The sequence below is a fragment of the Paraneptunicella aestuarii genome, assembly GCF_019900845.1.
Taxonomy (GTDB): Bacteria; Pseudomonadota; Gammaproteobacteria; order Enterobacterales; family Alteromonadaceae; genus Paraneptunicella; species Paraneptunicella aestuarii.
Genome location: NZ_CP074570.1, coordinates 362,324 through 380,854, shown reverse-complemented (window position 1 = coordinate 380,854; position 18,531 = coordinate 362,324). Strand labels below are relative to the sequence as shown.

Annotated in this window: 18 protein-coding genes; 3 read left to right on the top strand and 15 right to left on the bottom strand. The window is 42.9% G+C overall.

The annotated features are described in order from the left end of the window. Window positions 1-16: 16 nt before the first annotated feature. From KIH87_RS01615 to trhA, 13 genes are all read right to left on the bottom strand, one after another. Window positions 17-601 (bottom strand): prepilin-type N-terminal cleavage/methylation domain-containing protein, encoded by a 585-nt coding sequence (locus KIH87_RS01615; protein ID WP_232359797.1) that lies wholly within the window; start codon window positions 599-601, stop codon window positions 17-19. 179 nt (window positions 602-780) lie between these two features. Continuing rightward, on the bottom strand, window positions 781-1,287 hold the full coding sequence (locus KIH87_RS01610) for a hypothetical protein (RefSeq protein ID WP_232359796.1): 507 nt from the start codon (window positions 1,285-1,287) through the stop codon (window positions 781-783). After that, entirely contained in the window at window positions 1,284-2,543 is a 1,260-nt protein-coding gene (locus tag KIH87_RS01605) for a type II secretion system F family protein (protein ID WP_232359795.1), read from the bottom strand. Before KIH87_RS01605 ends, KIH87_RS01610 begins: the two co-directional genes overlap by 4 nt. Further along, window positions 2,530-4,317, bottom strand: a complete 1,788-nt coding sequence (locus KIH87_RS01600) for a GspE/PulE family protein (protein WP_232359794.1) — start codon at window positions 4,315-4,317, stop codon at window positions 2,530-2,532. Before KIH87_RS01600 ends, KIH87_RS01605 begins: the two co-directional genes overlap by 14 nt. A gap of 1 nt (window position 4,318) precedes the next feature. Continuing rightward, window positions 4,319-5,509 (bottom strand): tetratricopeptide repeat protein, encoded by a 1,191-nt coding sequence (locus KIH87_RS01595; RefSeq protein ID WP_232359793.1) that lies wholly within the window; start codon window positions 5,507-5,509, stop codon window positions 4,319-4,321. Then, window positions 5,506-6,417 (bottom strand): ExeA family protein, encoded by a 912-nt coding sequence (locus KIH87_RS01590; RefSeq protein ID WP_232359792.1) that lies wholly within the window; start codon window positions 6,415-6,417, stop codon window positions 5,506-5,508. The genes KIH87_RS01595 and KIH87_RS01590 overlap by 4 nt, the downstream gene beginning before the upstream one ends. Before the next feature lie 3 nt (window positions 6,418-6,420). Continuing rightward, window positions 6,421-8,073 (bottom strand): pilus (MSHA type) biogenesis protein MshL, encoded by a 1,653-nt coding sequence (gene mshL, locus KIH87_RS01585; RefSeq protein ID WP_232359791.1) that lies wholly within the window; start codon window positions 8,071-8,073, stop codon window positions 6,421-6,423. Continuing rightward, window positions 8,063-8,440 (bottom strand): hypothetical protein, encoded by a 378-nt coding sequence (locus tag KIH87_RS01580; RefSeq protein WP_232359790.1) that lies wholly within the window; start codon window positions 8,438-8,440, stop codon window positions 8,063-8,065. The genes mshL and KIH87_RS01580 overlap by 11 nt, the downstream gene beginning before the upstream one ends. A 3-nt stretch (window positions 8,441-8,443) precedes the next feature. Further along, a complete protein-coding gene (gene gspM, locus KIH87_RS01575; RefSeq protein WP_232359789.1) occupies window positions 8,444-9,106 on the bottom strand; it encodes a type II secretion system protein GspM in 663 nt (220 codons plus the stop codon). Beyond that, on the bottom strand, window positions 9,106-9,735 hold the full coding sequence (locus tag KIH87_RS01570) for a PilN domain-containing protein (protein WP_232359788.1): 630 nt from the start codon (window positions 9,733-9,735) through the stop codon (window positions 9,106-9,108). The genes gspM and KIH87_RS01570 overlap by 1 nt, the downstream gene beginning before the upstream one ends. Then, window positions 9,732-10,667, bottom strand: coding sequence for an MSHA biogenesis protein MshI (locus KIH87_RS01565; RefSeq protein WP_232359787.1), 936 nt, complete (start codon window positions 10,665-10,667; stop codon window positions 9,732-9,734). Before KIH87_RS01565 ends, KIH87_RS01570 begins: the two co-directional genes overlap by 4 nt. A gap of 406 nt (window positions 10,668-11,073) precedes the next feature. After that, complete coding sequence (locus KIH87_RS01560) at window positions 11,074-11,511, bottom strand: DUF3010 family protein (protein ID WP_232359786.1); 438 nt, start codon at window positions 11,509-11,511, stop codon at window positions 11,074-11,076. 98 nt (window positions 11,512-11,609) lie between these two features. After that, on the bottom strand, window positions 11,610-12,236 hold the full coding sequence (gene trhA, locus KIH87_RS01555) for a PAQR family membrane homeostasis protein TrhA (protein WP_232359785.1): 627 nt from the start codon (window positions 12,234-12,236) through the stop codon (window positions 11,610-11,612). 514 nt (window positions 12,237-12,750) lie between these two features. Between trhA and KIH87_RS01550 the strand changes: the two genes are divergently transcribed. The 3 genes from KIH87_RS01550 (at window position 12,751) to KIH87_RS01540 (ending at window position 16,730) form a co-directional block, all read left to right on the top strand. Next, window positions 12,751-14,412 carry a DUF262 domain-containing protein gene (locus KIH87_RS01550; protein ID WP_232359784.1) on the top strand — a complete coding sequence of 554 codons (1,662 nt, stop codon included), beginning with the start codon at window positions 12,751-12,753 and terminating at the stop codon, window positions 14,410-14,412. Between the two features lie 191 nt (window positions 14,413-14,603). Then, on the top strand, window positions 14,604-15,776 hold the full coding sequence (locus tag KIH87_RS01545) for an ROK family transcriptional regulator (RefSeq protein ID WP_232359783.1): 1,173 nt from the start codon (window positions 14,604-14,606) through the stop codon (window positions 15,774-15,776). Between the two features lie 120 nt (window positions 15,777-15,896). Next, window positions 15,897-16,730, top strand: coding sequence for a universal stress protein (locus KIH87_RS01540; protein WP_232359782.1), 834 nt, complete (start codon window positions 15,897-15,899; stop codon window positions 16,728-16,730). 113 nt (window positions 16,731-16,843) lie between these two features. On the opposite strand, the gene KIH87_RS01535 is transcribed toward KIH87_RS01540, so the two are convergent. Both KIH87_RS01535 and KIH87_RS01530 read right to left on the bottom strand, forming a co-directional pair. Continuing rightward, on the bottom strand, window positions 16,844-17,215 hold the full coding sequence (locus KIH87_RS01535) for a phosphomannose isomerase type II C-terminal cupin domain (protein ID WP_232359781.1): 372 nt from the start codon (window positions 17,213-17,215) through the stop codon (window positions 16,844-16,846). 11 nt (window positions 17,216-17,226) lie between these two features. After that, window positions 17,227-18,519, bottom strand: coding sequence for an MGH1-like glycoside hydrolase domain-containing protein (locus tag KIH87_RS01530; protein WP_232359780.1), 1,293 nt, complete (start codon window positions 18,517-18,519; stop codon window positions 17,227-17,229). Window positions 18,520-18,531 lie beyond the last annotated feature (12 nt).

Below are 18,531 nucleotides of genomic sequence, written 5' to 3'. Positions count from 1 at the left end.
CTTAAATAAAGAATTATTAATTATTACTAAACACAGTAACCTGGCCGATTCTTGGATCATAAATGAACCCATTTCCTACACCGTTATCATTAGGCTCAGCGGTTTCATTTTTTACCGTTTGTGTCAAATAATAAAAACATACATCATTTCCAGCCGCACCAGCCCCAGAATTGGTTTTGGTAAAGTAGCGAAAATTCTGAAAAGGTTCCGCTCCGGAATCCCACGTCGAGGTAATTGTCGGCGCACTTTGGATAATCAGATTAAAAATACTCTCACAATCCAGGTTGGAAATATCAACATCTTCCGTATTAGTCGATGCCTGCCCAGTAGGATACCCCGTATCTTTATCTACGCCAATCTGAATTCCATCCAATGTCACAAATGTCACATTCGCCCCCTGGTTTTCTTTTGGACGTCCTTCAATTTCCCATTGCGCTCTAATCAAACCAACACCAGTGGCAAAACCACCTGCAACACCTTCAACTGTCGCGTCTTCCGCGTCATCGGTCACATCCAAAAAACGAGGCAATGCTGTAGCGGCTAGTAAGCCCAACACAACAACAACAATGACCAGTTCAATTAGCGAGAAACCACGTTGCATAAAATACTCCAAGCAGGATAAGACCCCTTGTCTCAACCTTTTAAATAAACACTCTTATAGACACTCATAACCAGCCTCAGTTCATTTCCCGGCATACAATGGAATAAGCTCACTTATCTTCTTACCCCTAAATATCAGGTTGAAACTAAAATAGGAAAATAGGCAATTAGTCTAATGCCCTATCCATCAGACTTGGTTACATTCCCGGTATAAATTTTATACTCAAAATACGGCCCTATCGCGACACTGTATTTACAATACGAATCCAGTATTTTGCCGCTAATATCAAGGCCATCATAAAACTCTGGTTGCACTCGAAACCCTTGTAATGTCATAGGAATTCCAAGTACAGACTTCCACAATGCCGCACATCCATCACTATTTGGCTCAACTCTTGGCCAGCCAAGATGACTCATAGTGACAGGTCGCCTATCCGTTTCCTTCCCTTCACGGTTATAACTGACCAGAATGATACGGTTAGGCTGTCCTTCCGCTCGCCACTGCCAATGAGCATTAACCACGCTGGTGGCAAAGCTGTCTGCCACTGTACTCATTGCAACCTTATCAATACTTGGTTTATTTTTTGACATAAACCAAATAAAGACTGTCATGAATAGTGCAAATAGCACGGCAATTATTATGCCGAAAAAGAGTTTACGACCTTCGTCTTGAGCATGACTTATCATCTTCCACCTTTCGTAGCACTCATCATATCCCACATAGGAGTAAATATACCCAACGCCAGAACAAGTACCATTACCGACACTATAGTGATCAAAATAGGTTCTATTTTTGATGTTAGACTTTTTAAATCGTAATCCACTTCCCGTTCGTAATATTCTGCGACATCCATGAGAAGTTCATCAATTCGCCCCGTCTCTTCTCCCACGCCAATCATCTGCATAACCAGAGGGGTGAAAAGCCCACTACCAGCCGCGACTCGGGATAAACTTTCACCACGTTCAATATTCTGACGCATACCCACAATACGTGACGACATAAAGGCGTTATCGACCGCATCAGCAGTAAGGTTCAAAGCATGAGTCAAAGGTACTCCGGCCTTCAGCATCATGGCAAAGCTACGACTAAAACGCGCTAATAATGAGCGCTCAAAGATACTACCTACAGCGGGTAACTTGAGCTTGTATCGATCCCAGCGATAGCGACCATTTTCAGTCTTAAGATAACGGCGCAAAAAGTATACAGAACCTATTACCCCAACAATAATAAAGTGCCCTTGATGCACAAAGAAATCTGACATATTTAACAAGAATCGAGTCAAAAATGGCAATTCTGCACCGAATTTCTCAAACATGCCTGCAAAGGTTGGAATAACAAAAATGTTCATCACAATCAATGCAATAACAATAGCGATAACCACGAACATAGGATAGCGTGTCGCAGATTTAATCTGCTTACGTGTTTCCTGCTCACGTTCCAGATACTCCGCTAATTGCATGCAAGCTTCATCGAGCTTACCGGTATTCTCACCAACGTGAATAATGCTGACATAAAGCTGACTGAATATTTTAGGGTGATGATTTAATGCCGACGAAAAACTTCGTCCTCGCTCCAATTGCTGCCCTACATCAATTAAGGCTTCGCGCATACGTTTAGACAGAGTTGTATCCGCCAAACCACTCACCGCCCGAAGAATAGGAATACCGGCTTTCATCAATGAATACATCTGGCGAGAAAAAATAATCAAATCATCCAGCGTGACTGCGGGAGCAAAGAAATCAGATAAAATTCCACCAGAAGCAACATTCGCTTTATCTGAACGCTTTTTACCACTCGATTTCTTAGTGGCTAGAACAATACTGACGGGGGTAACATTACGCCTACGCAAAACCTGAGCTGCGGTATTTTGATCTGGTGCATCAATGTTACCTTTGACCAAGCCTCCGCTGGCATCACGAGCAGAATAGCTAAACGTTGCCATCTCCAGCCCCTACATTCTGTGCATCAGTGCCTTTCTCATCCTCAACACCTTCGAGCTCTCGAAGTTTTTCTTCATCATCCGCGACCATTTCAACCAGTTTGAGCACTTCTTCAACCGTGGTAACACCCAGCTTGGCGTACTCTAATGCTGATTTTGCCAAGGGAACAAACCCCGGGCATGAAAGCGCGGCTCGAGAAAATGCGCCCGTATCACTGTCTTTCAACGCATTCATCATGCTTTCTGTCATTTCCAGCAATTCAAATACACCGATACGTCCCTTATAACCGGTCTGATGACAACTTTGGCAGCCCATTCCCTTGTGAAACTTAGCCTCGGGATATTTCCCCTCAACATTTTTCAGCCAAAACAATTCATCTGCTGTAGGGAAATATTCGATCTTACAATTATCGCATACTCGTCGCACCAGACGCTGGGCAACAATAGCCCGCAAAGAACTCGCCACCAAGTAACCCGGAGCGCCCATATCGAGTAAACGAATAGCACTACTGATTGAATCATTGGTGTGCAGGGTCGAAAGTACCAAGTGACCGGTTAATGCGCCACGCAAACCGATTTCAACAGTTTCATGATCCCGCATCTCACCCACCATGATAATGTCAGGGTCTTGACGCAAAGTCGTACGCAATACATTGGAAAAATTGAGCCCAATTTTGCTATTGGTTTGTACCTGATTAATACGCGGCAAGCGATATTCAACAGGATCCTCAACCGTAATAATCTTCTTCTCAGGCTTATTCAGTTCACTTAATGCACCATATAAGGTCGTGGTTTTACCGGAACCTGTAGGCCCGGTAACCAGAATCAAACCATGTGGACGATGGAGTAACAATCGGAAACGATGCAACAGTCGATCAGGCATCCCCGTTTGCTCCAAAGTAAGCAAACCTGCCGACTGATCCAGCAAACGCATAACCACAGACTCGCCATATTGAACCGGCATGGTTGATACCCTGACATCAATAGAGCGCCCTTTAATACGAATATTGGTACGTCCATCCTGTGGCAAACGTTTCTCGGAAATATCCAGGCCAGACATCAGCTTCAAACGCAATACCAAGGCATTGGCGATATTGCGTTCATTAATAAGACTCTCCTGCAAAACCCCATCCACGCGCTGACGAATACGCAATGCTCGTTCATCAGGTTCAATGTGAATATCGGAAGCATTCATCTGCACCGCATCTTCAAAGATAGATTGAAGTAGTTTAGCGACGGTTGTGTCTTCTTCTTCCGTACTTGCCGCAATAGAAAGATCAAACTCTTCATCATCTTTATGCTCAGTTGCCAATGCCTGAGCAAACGACGCAATATCTTCGGTTCGACGATAATAAGTATCAAATGCGTTGTAGAGCTGTTTTTCCCTAACGATAGCCAGCTCTATCGGCTTCGAGATAATGCCCGATAAAGTATCAACCACCGACAAGTCTGCCGGGTCACTCATTCCAACCAGCACGCTACCGCCACGGTCTTCGATAGCAATCGCTTTTAAGCGCCGCGCCTGAACTTCGGAAATCAGCTTGATAACACCAGGGGCAATTTGACGCTGAGAAATATCCAGTAATGGTATATGAAGCTGTTGAGACAGGAAGTTAAGCAATCCCTCTTCACTGACAAATCCCAAATCTATTAATGCCTGCCCCAGTTTTCGCCCCGACTGGTGCTGCGTCTGCAATGCTTGTTGCAGTTGTTCTTCGGTGATAACGGATTCGTGAACCAGCAAATCCCCTAATCGCATCTTTAGCTTAGGCTTCATATCACCCTCCTAAAGCCTTAATGCGTTGTTTCACAAATTCCATCACCGAAACAGATAATTGATTTAAATCTTGAACTCGACGGTAAGCATCCAAAGCAAGTGGCACATTTTGCATCTTGTCGCTGGAAATGGCGATCCCCAACCACCAGCGAGATTGCTCAGGCTCATAAGACGCTAACAGACCATATAATTCGCTGGCTTCCTGATGATAATTCAACTGCTGCGCAGCCATAGCTAATAAAGAGATATATTCGGAATTCTGCTCAACGGAAGGTCTCACGACTTTCAAAACATTATAAAGCTCTGTCGTTTTCTGCTGACGATGCAATAACCGCCCCAACATCAAACGCAAATCGATTCTGTCGGGCGCTAAGTCCATACCTTGTCGAAGCAGTGTTTCAGCATCCGATTCCTGATCATTGGAATACAACAAAACAGCTAGACGCTTTCTGACATCATGACGGGAAGGCTGCAATTCCAAAATGGCATTAAAAGCTGCTATCGCCGATGGGATACGTTCCGCTTGAACCGCTTCATTAGCCGCTGTTAACAAGGAAGCGATTTTATCTTCAACAGACATTTCGGCAGATCGGGACACTTCAAATGTTTCCTTTCCGGAAGCATCAGAAGAGTCATCTACCATAGCTGTGGCTTCATCCATTGTACTTTCAGCCTCTAAGGCATCAGACATTTCGCCTTCACGGGTCTTTGTATAGTCTTCAGCAGCTCCGGTATTTAAAGATGCTTCCTTTTGCACATCGGAAGGCTGTTCAGTCTGCGGGTTGGCATCAGATGTTGTATTGATTGCCTGACTTGCAGTCATAGAAGCAGATTGCTCAACAGTGCTGCTTTGCGCCACCTTGTTCTCAACAGGGGCAGTAGCCTCTGTATTATCGTTTCCACTTCGAGCTGGCATCATTCTGTCCAGCTCACTATTCACTGAAACCTTTTTACTTTTCTCACGAGGCTGCTCTTGCTCGAATAATCCCAGCTTTTCAAAAGCTTCAATAAATACCGCACTGCCAACATGGCGAAAGGAGAAATACCCGATAGCAACCAGCAATAGAATAATGATGAACAGCAGCAACTTTCTCGTATGAAGAGCTTGTTTTTTCTGGTAATCGGCAGGTTCATTACCATTTCCGTCATTACGCTGTTCAAGATCCTGCAGCATTTTGTTTACTACGCTCAACTTAGTCCTGCTCCATTAACAAAATGCCAGGCAACCGTAGCCACACCGATCAAAACAGGAACAGCCACATACCATAACCACTGAAACTTTGGCCTTTGCTTACATGCATCTGTATCTTTAATCGCCAGTTGCATGTGCTTTTTGAGCACGTGATTTTTGCCTTCACCATAGGCCAGCATTAAAGCCTTATGGCACAGCACATTCACCATTCTGGGCGTACCTTCCGATGCTCGATACAATTCCGAGCACACACGACGGCTGAAGACATCACCGCCACGATAGCCAGCAATTTTCAAACGATGCTTAACGTAATGGTACAGTTGATCCTTATCCATCTTATCCAGACTGTAGGAAAAGGTGATCCTCTGCCTTAATTGGCGCAATTCTGAACGTGACAGTTTTTCATCCAACTCAGGCTGCCCAAACAATACAACCTGGAGTAACTTGCGCGACTCCGTCTCCAGATTGGTAAACAGGCGCATCACTTCCAGGCTTTCCAGTGGCAATGCCTGAGCTTCATCAATGATAAGTACCACTGAATTACCACCACGATGAATATCAATCAGTTTTTTCTGAATACGCTGAGTGAACTCCTGTTGATCGGCTCTTTCGCTGAGTTCAACACTCAGTTCCGTTGCTACTGCGCGGCGTAATTCCTCAGGGTTCAAATATGGATTAGGAATATAGGCAGTGACAAAGTGATCGGGAAGTTCATTAAGAAGTTTACGGCAAATCAAGGTTTTTCCAGTACCGACTTCACCCGTAACCTTGATAAACCCTTCCCCCGACTGCAATGCGGTATTGAGCACTTGCAATGCCTGGTTATGAGTAGGCAAGCCATAAAAATAACTGGTATTTGGCGTTAACGTAAACGGAAGTTCAGTGATCCCAAAATGATATAAATACATGCCTTACTCCACATATAACCAGTCAGCCAGATATTCCTGACTACGGAGTAATTGTTGCTTCCAGGTATTACTATCTACAACGGTAGGCTTAATAAGAATGACTAATTCTCTCTTTTGCTCAATCTCACGACGGTTCTTGAACAACTCTCCCAAAATAGGAACGCTGCCCAATATAGGGGTTTTAGAATGCACTTCACTGGACGATGTCTGCATTAACCCGCCAATAACCACAATTTCGCCCGACTTGGCATGGATCACAGTATCCGACTCACGAATATTACTTTGTGCCAATGGCAAGATAAGCTGTTCCTGATTAATCGTGACAATCTTCTCTTGCTCTTGTGTTTCAACCACAGAAGGATGCACATGCAGCAAAACGCCGCCTTTATCATCAATTTGCGGCGTAACATCTAAGGCAATACCAGAGAAGAAAGGGGTTAACTCAATATCGGGGGAGCTGGACGTAGTGCTAGCATTGGTTGTGCTCTGATTAGAAACATCAGTAACAAAATACTCATCGTTACCCACCTTAATCACCGCTTTTTGGTTGTTGATCGCCGTGACTCTGGGGCTGGAAAGCACCTGAACATTACCTTGCGTCGACAACAAAGAAACCACGCCAGAGAAATCCTGATTCACAAAAGCAAGGCTGGAAATACCGCCCAATCCGCCGGAAATAGTATTGTTGGCAATCTGCCCTGTAGCTGAAAAGCGAAAATCAGTGCTACCAGCATGAGACAAAACCTGAGTCCAATTAATGCCCTGCTGATATTCATCGTCGAGCGTTAATTCTATAATTCGAGCTTCCAATACCACCTGTCGCTGAATGTTGCTTTGCGAAGCCTCTAAAAACTTACGCACTTCACGTAATTCATCAGGCATGGCGCGAACGGTGACCAACCCGGCTTGCGGAGAAACAACCACACTGCGCCCTTCTGACGTTCCAATCAAAGACAGTAATGAGGATTGAAGTTGTTCCCAGAAGTTAGTACGTGTGGATGTAGAAATGTTGGTTCCATTACCCGCAACTCCACCTTGGGAACCGCTATTACCGAACTGATTAGAACCCTGGTTATTACCAGAAAAATTACTCGTACCGCCAGTGCGATTATTGTTATTACCAAACTGTGATACGCCACCAGAACTGATACTGCTCGTTGTAACGCCGTCCCGCTGCATCAACAAATAATTAACGCTAAAGGTTTCCGTGCGCATTCCAGCAGGATAAATACGATAAACATTACCCTTTCTCTGCACATCATAGCCATAAAGCTCACTCACCAGATCAAACACGTCTTGCAACCTGACCTGCTTCAAATCCAGTGTAATATTGCCACTCACTTCAGGATGAATGGCGATGCTGTATGGGCTATCTTTGATTAACCCGGCAAAAAATGCGCGAGCCGCCGTAGCTTCCGCTTTAATATCATAACGAGGTTCACCAAATAACACTCGCTCTCGTTGTTCTGGCAATGAAGGTTGCAATGCACGAGAAACATCCGCAGGAATATCTTTTAAGGGAGATACCTTGTGCGTATCGGGTTGTGAATCTGCAATGGCCTCGTCTACCGCAACTTGCGCAGGGGGACGCCCAGCACTTTGACAAGCACTGAGTAAAATCACTGCACAAATAAGACATACACCTCTAATAAACATATTCCGTTTCTTTTGCTACATCGATATTAAATAAACCAACCACTTTTTGGATATCATTTTTGGCGAGCACAACATTATCCAAATTTATCGTTTTTACAACGACATTTTTCCATGTTTCACCCTCATGAACGATATCATCATTAATGATTGCATAACGACTGCTATCAGTCACATAAATCGCAGTAACGAGCGCTTTGGGTATGCCCGTTGCAGTATCTTCCTGAAGCTCGGCATCAGCACCATCTTCAACGTCTACTGCCTGCATTTTCTTTGGTGGTCGCGTAGGGTCAAACATCGTTTGAGCACTAGCTGCTGCCGACACAAACAAACTAAAGAAAATACTTAATAAAATCAGCCATTGCTTCATAAATCAAACACCTATGAAAGCTTTACTGGTACTTAAGGTATATAGTTCAATCTCAACGCGAGCAACAGGATGCTCCAGAACCAGATAATTGAAACGTTTCCAGTAAAACCGCCATTCTAAATTTTCGATCTCGTCCAGATAATTCAAAATATCCATATATTCGCCTTCCAACACCAACATCACACCATGCTGGAACAGATTCACACTATCACCGCTATCAGAATTAATATCCATCATTCTCACCGGGGGAATAGAACTCATACTGATTAACTTAAGTTTGGTCGATTGCGCCAGAATTTTCTCTAATACTTTTGGCATCTTGTTAGCGGGGATTAAATCGACCGTTTGCTCCCTCAAACTCAAATTAACCTTGCCAATTCTTTCCTTGAGTTGTTCCAGACTTCTTCGCAACGGTTCATCCGGATCCTGAGACAACTCGAACTCAACATTTTTAATCTGATTTTCCAAACGTCCCAAATCTGAACGCTGTGTCTCTACTCGTCGGGTCAAGTTATCAATATTCAATTGCACTGGTTCAATTAACCAAACGTAACCACCAAATAAAAACAACAAGAGCCCACTGGAAATGAGCAGGATTTGCTCACGTGTAGTCAGATCCAGAAACTTCTCTTGAAGCTCCTTGTACCAATGAAGTTCAAATTTCACTATTGAACCTCCCCTTGTACAGCTTGGCCTTCTTGCAAAACCAATTCGCTCAAATCCGAGCTGATAACGAAGCTAAGTTCATCCTGCTCATTGCGAAACATCCTTGCGCCAGCAAAATCACGTCCGCGAAAATAGTCAGACTCTCTTAGCTGACTCACCCAAACAGGTACTTTCTCAGATTTTAAAGCACCACCTTCAATCCAGATTTTTTGTTCACTGATGCTAATTCGCGTCAGCCAAATATCAGGAATATGGTTCTCTGCCAGATCTTTCATCAAAACAGAAAAGCCCTGATTCTTCATTTGTTCCCGGCCTTTCAACTCCGACAACAACAAATACTTGGCTCGCTCTTCGTCCTGTAACCGCTTCACCGACTCTAGCAACACAGGATCCTGAGCCCGGTTATCTCTGGCCTTGGTCAAGGTTTCCAACAATGTCTTTTTGGTGTTGTAATCCGTCTGAATAGTTTGTGTTCGCTTTTGTGTAGCCAGGTAACGCTCTTGAAAATGCTCAGCAAAAATAAACATAACCAGTATCGACACGCCCCATATAAACAACATGAAGTTGAGCGTCATCAACTGTAACTTGGGCTTTAATTCCTGAGGGAATAGATTGACTCTGTACTTCAAGCCTTCTTCTCCTCAGCCATTTCGCGCAACATGCCAGCCCCCAAACTGACAAAAGAAACCTGATTAAAATCTAACCCTTCCTCTTTTCCCATATCAGGCGCAAAAGGCTCAACATCAATCAGCATTGCCTTGTTCACCAAATCAGCCATTAATGCCTGATGTTCGGTATCCAAGTGCAAATAAATTTTCTTAACAGCCCCCTGGCGTAACTGGCTCTCGAAAAAATCCATCGAACGTTGAACTTCTACACTCAAGTTCTCAGCAATTCCCATCTGTAATTCCATTTCAGTAAATGTGGCTAACTTTTCGTAACCTCGAATTTGACGGCTGAAATATAACTTTCCATCTTTAATGATGTTTAAGTTAATTTCTTGTCCATGTCGTTGAACCAAAGTGATTACCGCGTCATTAACCCAAGGCACCAAATCGCAAATAGCCAAATCTTCTATGGTTACACGATAAACAAACAAGCCCATATGGATAAGCTCTTTACAAATTTCGTATAACTCATCCTTTTTAATTGCCACCACATTCACTTTGTTAGCGCCAATGGTTTGTGCCGGCAAATCAAAATAATCAACGACCACCTCGTCCTGAGTGCTCAGCAATTCCTGAACAGACCAACTCAACGCTTGCGCCAGCTCTTCATCAAGAACAGCTGGACGATCAACTTGCAATAAACGGTATTTTTGTGAACTAAAGGCAACTGAACAGCGCGTATTTTCCAGCTCATGTTCAGCAACAAATTCTTTGAGGGTGGATCGCCAATCGGCAAAAGGTATTGTTTGGTATAAAAACCAATAAGGTTTTTCATCAACCAACTTGAATACTGATACGCATATTTCGTTAGCACCAACTTCTATCCCAACCGAATAGTATTCGGAGGGTTTTCTCGTTAAGTAACCAAACAGCTTTCGCCAACCAATGCGCATTTATTATTATTCTTAAGTCGTTTTCTGTATTACAGCAAACAATCGTTCAAAGTGCCATATAGCAATTAGTCTAATCCATAATAATTACATCAACTTATCAGATTAATGGTTATTTTTTATGCTATTTTGAAGTTTGCGAGAAAATTTTAGGAATAATTACTAAAAAACGATGCCTGACATGTGCCATTAAAGGGTATTACATAAATCTCAAAAGACGAGCAAATATTGACTCTATATTATGGATATTCATACCGAAAAATAGGTAAGTCTTGCTAAAAATGAGGCCAAATAGACTCCATTATCTGTATTTATCAGAAGCTCTAAAGAAATGTGAATAAAAAGATGAAGAAAAGAACAGCCCCGAATCACTTTGTGCTCCAAGGCTTGTAAAAGTCGAATGCAAACCTTATTCCTGGTTACTGCTTCGGCTTAAAAAAGCAAAAGCCGTTGAGAAAGCACCTTCCTGAAAGATTTTCACGCCTGTTTCCTCAAAGGAAACCGGAAGCGGATTGTGCTTTTGTAAGGTTTTAATTTCCAAAGGCGTTAGAATTTGCACGTCCAACTCTTTAATAAGTTCTATCGCAGCTTCAATTTTAAAACCCACTGCGCCACCAGCAAATTTCCCCTTCATTGGACGCTGACGGATCACTACTTTTTCAACGGAATAATCGAGCATCAGCTTGGCAAACTCACGCTGAAATGCCTGTAATGCTTCTCTACGATCCACCTTCTCCAAGGTGACTTTACGCACCCGGCAATCAGGAATATGGAACACTCCATCGTCGAGAGACAATAAGCAAATAATCGCTTCGTTACCTTTTATTTCAACACCACAGACTTTCATTGTTAGTTCCGATAATTAATATTCAAGAAGTGGAAAAACCGGCGCAGAGTCTAACCTCTTGTAGCGCAGTTTCAACAAATTGTTCATTCATACTCAGGTCAAATAACATAAGCGTAGATGGAAATGTAATGGCAAGCACTGCCAATCAATACCAAAAAATGAAATATAGCATGATTAAACGGCACTCGACTTAAACCATGCAGGATAGCGCCCAAGGTGTACGCTCCACCGCCAGCAGCAAGCCAATAAAAGCCGCTCGGATGCAGCGCAGTTAACAGCTCATCAGCAAAAAACACAATTAACCAGCCCATCACCAGATAAGTACCCGTAGAAGCTATTTTGTATTTCCCGGTGAAAAACAATTTCAGCACAATGCCGACAAAAGCGAGCCCCCAGACTATCCCGAAAATAAGCCATCCGGAGGTATCGGAAAGAGTAACAAGTGCATAAGGTGTGTATGTACCTGCTATCAGTATAAATATTGATGCATGGTCAAATATCCTCAGCTTTTGTCTTTCTTCGGGTAGCTTGGCACTGTGATATTTGCTTGATGCAGCATATAAAACAATCAGGCTGGAACCAAATATGATAGCCGCTGACATCTTGGCAATGTCGTTTGCATTGGCTGCCAACACCAAGCCCAAAAGCCCAACAACACTTAATCCTAATCCAATTAAATGCGAGACAACATTTATTCGCTCTTCAGTAGGAGAATAATATTTCAAACCAGGCACTCTACCACTTGTTATCTACTTCCGGGGTGCATAATGACACACTTCCGGCAAGAACCACACCGCCATAATCAGGTTATTTACTCTACATAACTGTTCCAAATAATCAGTCACCTACAGAAAGTGGGGAGTAGCCCCTCAGCCCCAAGGATGCGGCTGTGGAGCCTCAAGGGATTGATTAACGGCGTGTCTGCGATAGATTTCTATTGGTGACTTGCAGTTATGCGCACTTATTTAGCGATTTTAAATAGAGTTCATTGGTAACAGCAAACACTTACTTTTCTTGATGTATTAGAAAGTAGGAATCGTATTGATAAAGCATTTTATAAGCTTTATAGCCAATATCCCGAACCATTAAAAACTTCACTTGTTCATGAAAAAAAGAATAAAGCGCGGACGATGTACGTCTGCTGCTTAGCTTGAAAAGACAATTGAGAACGTACCGCGACAAAAATAGAGTTTAATAATTACCTTTAGTAAAATAATATCCACACCAAAGATATAACCAATGATAGCCATGAAAATAGAAGCAGAAATAAAAACTCTAAAAAAGATCCTTGTGGATGATGAAAAATTCTACCAAGTACCAGATTACCAACGCCCATACTCCTGGGAAAAAGACAACCTAAACGACTTGGTAGATGACTTAACCAACTCATTTTTAACTGCTCAAGATGAAACTTACTTCTGTGGTTCATTAGTATTAGTGAGCAATCCAGCTGACGAAAGATTCGATATTATTGATGGTCAACAACGCACAACAACATTTACCATTCTGGCGTGTGTCCTTAGAGATTTATACTTTGGACAACTTTCACCTAAAGCAAAAAAATATATAAACAATTCAATCCAAGATGAATTTGAGGATCAAAAGAGGAAATTAAAATTTCTCACACATGAAAAATATCAAATTGATTTTGAAGAGACCGTATTGAAGGGTATCAAATTCAGGGGAGTCAGAAGCATAGAAAGAGACTATCCAGACAATAGATATCTACTAAACGCTCATTTTTTAAAAGAATTGGTAGAAGAAAAAATATCGGAATCAAATATTAACATTGATCACTTCATTATATGGTTATATGAAAACACCGTACTAACGGTAATCACCTGCCCCAACCAAGACAGTGCAATAAAGATTTTTAACGTTCTAAATGATAGAGGTATGCCGCTTAGTTCCATTGATATATTAAAATCATCTTTGATGCAAAAACTCCACAATAAAGAGGACAGGAACGCCTTCAAAGCAAAATGGGAAAATATAAGCTCAAATCTACAGTTTAGTGACTATGATATCGAGTCCATGTTAAACACTTATCTTTACTTCAAGCTTGCCGCCAACCCCAAAAGTCGTTTAGACAAAGAGCTTTTAGGAATTTTTGAACAAGAGGGAAAAAATGCTCTGGAGATCATTAAAGAAATTGATGAATTTTCTCACGCCTATATCAAATCACTCAACGAAAAATGTAAATACCTATATTGTCTGAAGTACCTACGTCATCGAATTTATTGGAGTAGCATATTAAGTGCTGCGCACTTCTCCAATTACGGTGAATTAGAGAAGTTAAAACACTATCTAGTTGCTTATTACTATCAAAACTGGATCGCTGGTGCTACGGTAGCAAGAATTAAACAAACCTCTTTCAACATCATCAAAATGATTAAAAAAAACAGTCCCGTCAAAGATGTGTTCGAGGAAATGCAATCTAATCTCAATCGCAACGGAACTATGAAAAAATATAAGGAAGAGCTAGAAGGCAATTGGATTTACGGCAGAAAATGGGATCGAGCGGCATTGTTACTTATCGAATACTTCTCTACTGATGACTCTAGCCACAACTTTATTCCATTATCGAAGAATTTGCACTTGGAGCATGTTCTTCCACAAGTTCCCTCCGCCGAATGGGGAAATTATTTCAATTCTGATGAACGTGAACAGTGGACGAACTCGTTAGCTAACCTGACACTTTTGTCCATGAGAAAAAACATTCAAGCTCTGAATTCTTCTTTCGAAGAAAAGAAAAAGGTTTATCAGGATAAAGATTCTGTCGCTACCTCATTCCGGATAACACAAAAAATTTGTGAAAATAGAGAATGGAATACCAATACATTAGAAGCAAGGCAAGAATCATTGCTAAAAAAGGCTAATGAAAAATTAGCGATCTTTTAATTTCTATAAGCTATAACCCCTTGCTTCGAAGTAAACATACGAATGGTGTAACTCACCATTCGTATTCATTGCTCGATTGAAGAAGGTTAGCGATAAAAAATTAATGACTTAAACAAACACTTACTTTTCCCTGCAAGTTAGGCATACTAAGCCATTCAAGATTGATTCATTGCGCCCGTTCAGGAGAACAAGTGTCCATATTCAATAGCGTAATCAATAACAATAATAAACATCGCTTTTTTGAGCTCAATGAAGATAAGTTGCCCACCGAAAGCGAGCGTAAAATTCTCAGTGTCATCTTTCAACACACGACCTTGGCACAGCCAGATATCGCCAAATTAACCGGGATTTCACAGCAAAGCGTGTCTCGCCTGGTTAAGTCTTTACTGGATAGAGGTTTGATACATCAGGCCAAGCGCGTATCCAGTGGTCGTCCCGGTCAGCCCAGTATTGCCGTTAGTGTTAATCCCAATTACACCTATAGTTTTGGTGTTGCCCTGATGACAGACGCCATGACCATCGTCCTGATGGATATTTGCGGTAATGTTCTCGACGAGTTGCGCCACGATATGCCGCAAATGTCGCAAGATGCTGTTTGCGAAAAACTGGTTTCAGGATTTGAAGCCCTGATAACCAAGCATGAGTTAGATAAACGCCGTGTTTTTGGCTTGGGTGTTGGCATTTCCGGCTATAGTCTGGGCGGTCATGGTCGCTTTAACACTCCGCCCAAGTTAGATGAATGGGCCATGATCGACATCGAAGATACCTTGCAAGAACGCTTGGGCATTCCGGTATGGGTAGAAAACGACGGTAATGCTGCGGTTATTGGTGAAAGCTTGGTGGGTACAGGAACGCATTACAAACACTTCGCTTACATCTATATCGCCGCAGGCATTGGTGGCGGTATTATCGTTAACGGCGAGCTGGTTCGTGGCACCAACGGTAACGGTGGTGAAATAGGATTGTTGTTACCCAAAAGCGCCTACCCTTTACCCACACTGGAACTGCTTTTGGACATTCTGCAAAAAAACGGCGTTAACGTTACCGGACTGTCAGATATGTTGACCCGTTTTGATATTAACTGGCCGGGCATTGATGAGTGGATTCAACAGGTACAACAAGGATTGTCACAAATCGTGTCAGCTTTAGCAGCCATTCTCGACCCTCAGGCCATCGTGATAGGCGGTCGGATGCCGCAAGTATTATCGAGAAAGTTAATCCCTCAACTGGAAATCTATGACGACGATAGGCGCCAGTCGCCACGTATAAAACCTAAAATTATCGCCACTAGCAACCCATACGATGCCTGTGCCGTTGGCGCCGCAGCCATCCCGTTTAAAAAATACTTTTTTAATCAGTCATAATGTGACTTTTAGGGGTTTAAATTACGGAAAGTATTTGAAACAAAAAATGCCACCAAGCCCATCAGAAAAAACTAAAATGTAAGCATCCGGTCTTTATTTTTAACTCAATAAGGTTAGCGCATGATCAATAACATTTTAGTCGTTTGGGAATTCGGGCATCACAATAGTAAGTTAATGAAAAAGTCAGGAGCGTTGGCGCAACAGGCTAATGCGAATGTACATATTGCTGCATTTATGCCTGAAAACGAATTGGATAACCCAAAAGCAAAAGATGAACTTGACGAGGCGATTTCCAAAAACTTTGAAGACAATCTGATAGTGAACTTACACATTTGTTCACCACAAAACCTGGTAAACGACATTCTAAACCTTCACACTGAAAAGCATATTGACCTTGTTATCAAGTGCAAAGGCGAAGATGGACAGCTTTTCAAAGCCTCCGACGACCTGCGTCTTATTCAAGAACTGACTTGTCCCCTTCTGGTATCAAGCAACCACAAACTCAAGCCCAATCAGCCTATTTTAGCCACCATCGATATTGATGAAAGCGGCGAAGAACAAACAAAAATGAATGCTGAGGTGTTAGCCTGGTCATCTTATCTTGCTGAAAAGACCCAGAAAGACGTAGATGTTGTCTATAACATCCCAATGTCTAAAGCTGTACTTGAATTGGATGTATTTGACTCCGAAGAGGTACTGCTAAAAGAAGAAAGCAGTGCCAAGAAAAAGCTATCTGAAACAGTTCAAAAACATGGAGTTATTCCCAATCAATTGCATATCCTTGCCGGAGATATAGGCAAAAACATTAAAGGAATGACAGGTAAAATAAAACCCGATTTACTTATCGTTGGAAGTGTTGGCCGTAAAGGACTTAAAGGGCTATTTATAGGTAATACTGCCGAAGTTATTTTGAAAAAAGCTCGCTCAGATGTCCTCGTTGTCAAACCTAAATAAACCTGAACTGCGCATATAGAATAGAAGAGGATGCTCCATTGATGCCAGAAAACACCGATGGAGCTTACACTGAAATACTAAAATGAAGCAGTCTCTTGATTCCTGACGATCATTCACATTCGCCCGTATTCATCCATAAAACGTTGAATATCGTTTTCATCCAGCACTTCACCCGTCTGAATTTCGACAAAAGTCAAAGGCTCGGTTCCGGGATTGGCAATGCGATGCTTTGTCCCTTTAGGAATATACACGGTTTCTTCCGGGGCTAACTTTAGCAAATCATCACCCAAAGTGACTTCCGCCTGACCCGACATCATAATCCAGTGTTCATTGCGATGCTCATGGCTTTGCAACGACAAACGTTGCTGCGGCATCACACAGATCTCTTTGCAGATATAGCCTTCTCCTGCTGCAATCACCTTCCAACTGCCCCAGGGACGAGTGTCAGAATCACCCACTTTATAAGTAACCTGTTCAGTATGCATACTGCACCTCCCTATGCAGTGGTTTGAGCGCGTCGCCCATTTAAATGTAGCCAAATAGCCGCCGACCAGGAAAACTCCTTGCCACCAGTGCCTTTACCATCCAAAGGAGAAAAGGATTCGTAAAAATTGCCCTGCGCAGCAATGGTCATAGTGTCGCGATTCACTCTATCGCCCCATTCGGTTTCCCCTTGCTCGACCAAGCCTTTACCAATCATGTAGTTCACAACCAACCAAATGGGGCCGCGCCAATACAAAATAGGATTAAATTCGCTGTGATCCGGATCACAGCTAGGAACCATGTATTCGACTTTTTCAGCAATGCGCGACAAGTTATCGATCAAGGCTTTGCGCTGAGATTGGCTACCTACATTGGCATAGAAGGCTAAAAACGACGCACTGGTGGTAACTGCCAGGGACTGCTCGGAGTTCAAGTCATAAGAACAGTAAGCACTCAGCTGTTCGTTCCAGAGAAAATCCATGCCTTTCTCTGCCAGCTCAATACGGTCTTGAATCTGTTGTGCAGCTTCGTCTTCACCCAGCTCCTGAGCTAATGCCAGTAAGTCACGATTGGCTCTTAACAGGATCATGCTCATGCCCACATCCAACACTCTGAATGGGCCATTTTGAGCAATTTCATCGTGATCCCAACCACAGTTACGTCCGAACATCACCATTGCCAGATAACGATCATATTGCTCGCTTGTTGGACGCATGGATTGATCCACCATTGCCAGATCTCGACGTGTGTACTCACCAACCTGAGAAGTATCAACAGAACTCATGGGAATATCCCATTCCACCGAATTGTCACGTCCGGTTTCCCAAGGGTGAGAAACCATCACCAAACCATTGTTTAGAGGATCACGATAACGATGGAACCAGTCATGCCAACGCATTAACTTGGGAAATAAGTCCACCATGCGTTGGCGCTCTGCATCACTTTTACGCCCATCCCATAACTGGCGAACAATGGTGGCAGCCACCGGCGGTTGAGTAATGCCAGAGGTTGGCGTTCCGCCTTTTACATTCACTTCGGTTTGCCACACTTCCGGCCCGGGAAAATATCCGGGATTAGGCTTGTGAAACACAATGTGCGGCATCAAACCATCGTCCCATTGGGCGGCAAACAAGGTTTCAATTTCTTGCCATGCGCGATCCCGATCAAACTCGGCAAACCCCAATCCAACAAAAGCCGAATCCCAGTTCCACTGGAAGGGATACAAGCCTTCGGTCGGTATGGTGTAACCACCGCGATCATTGTTCAGCAATATCTGTTTTGCTCGTTCTTGAAGTTCACTCGACATGCATTCGTTCCA

What these genes read in the sequence shown, in the direction of transcription:
- KIH87_RS01610 (WP_232359796.1), bottom strand. Translation starts at nt 1,287, where the DNA reads ATGATAAGTCATGCTCAAGACGAAGGTCGTAAACTCTTTTTCGGCATA.
- KIH87_RS01550 (WP_232359784.1), top strand. Translation starts at nt 12,751, where the DNA reads ATGATAGCCATGAAAATAGAAGCAGAAATAAAAACTCTAAAAAAGATC.
- mshL (WP_232359791.1), bottom strand. Translation starts at nt 8,073, where the DNA reads ATGTTTATTAGAGGTGTATGTCTTATTTGTGCAGTGATTTTACTCAGT.
- KIH87_RS01560 (WP_232359786.1), bottom strand. Translation starts at nt 11,511, where the DNA reads ATGAAAGTCTGTGGTGTTGAAATAAAAGGTAACGAAGCGATTATTTGC.
- KIH87_RS01590 (WP_232359792.1), bottom strand. Translation starts at nt 6,417, where the DNA reads ATGTATTTATATCATTTTGGGATCACTGAACTTCCGTTTACGTTAACG.
- KIH87_RS01535 (WP_232359781.1), bottom strand. Translation starts at nt 17,215, where the DNA reads ATGCATACTGAACAGGTTACTTATAAAGTGGGTGATTCTGACACTCGT.
- KIH87_RS01540 (WP_232359782.1), top strand. Translation starts at nt 15,897, where the DNA reads ATGATCAATAACATTTTAGTCGTTTGGGAATTCGGGCATCACAATAGT.
- KIH87_RS01580 (WP_232359790.1), bottom strand. Translation starts at nt 8,440, where the DNA reads ATGAAGCAATGGCTGATTTTATTAAGTATTTTCTTTAGTTTGTTTGTG.
- KIH87_RS01600 (WP_232359794.1), bottom strand. Translation starts at nt 4,317, where the DNA reads ATGAAGCCTAAGCTAAAGATGCGATTAGGGGATTTGCTGGTTCACGAA.
- KIH87_RS01565 (WP_232359787.1), bottom strand. Translation starts at nt 10,667, where the DNA reads ATGCGCATTGGTTGGCGAAAGCTGTTTGGTTACTTAACGAGAAAACCC.
- KIH87_RS01605 (WP_232359795.1), bottom strand. Translation starts at nt 2,543, where the DNA reads ATGGCAACGTTTAGCTATTCTGCTCGTGATGCCAGCGGAGGCTTGGTC.
- KIH87_RS01615 (WP_232359797.1), bottom strand. Translation starts at nt 601, where the DNA reads ATGCAACGTGGTTTCTCGCTAATTGAACTGGTCATTGTTGTTGTTGTG.
- KIH87_RS01530 (WP_232359780.1), bottom strand. Translation starts at nt 18,519, where the DNA reads ATGTCGAGTGAACTTCAAGAACGAGCAAAACAGATATTGCTGAACAAT.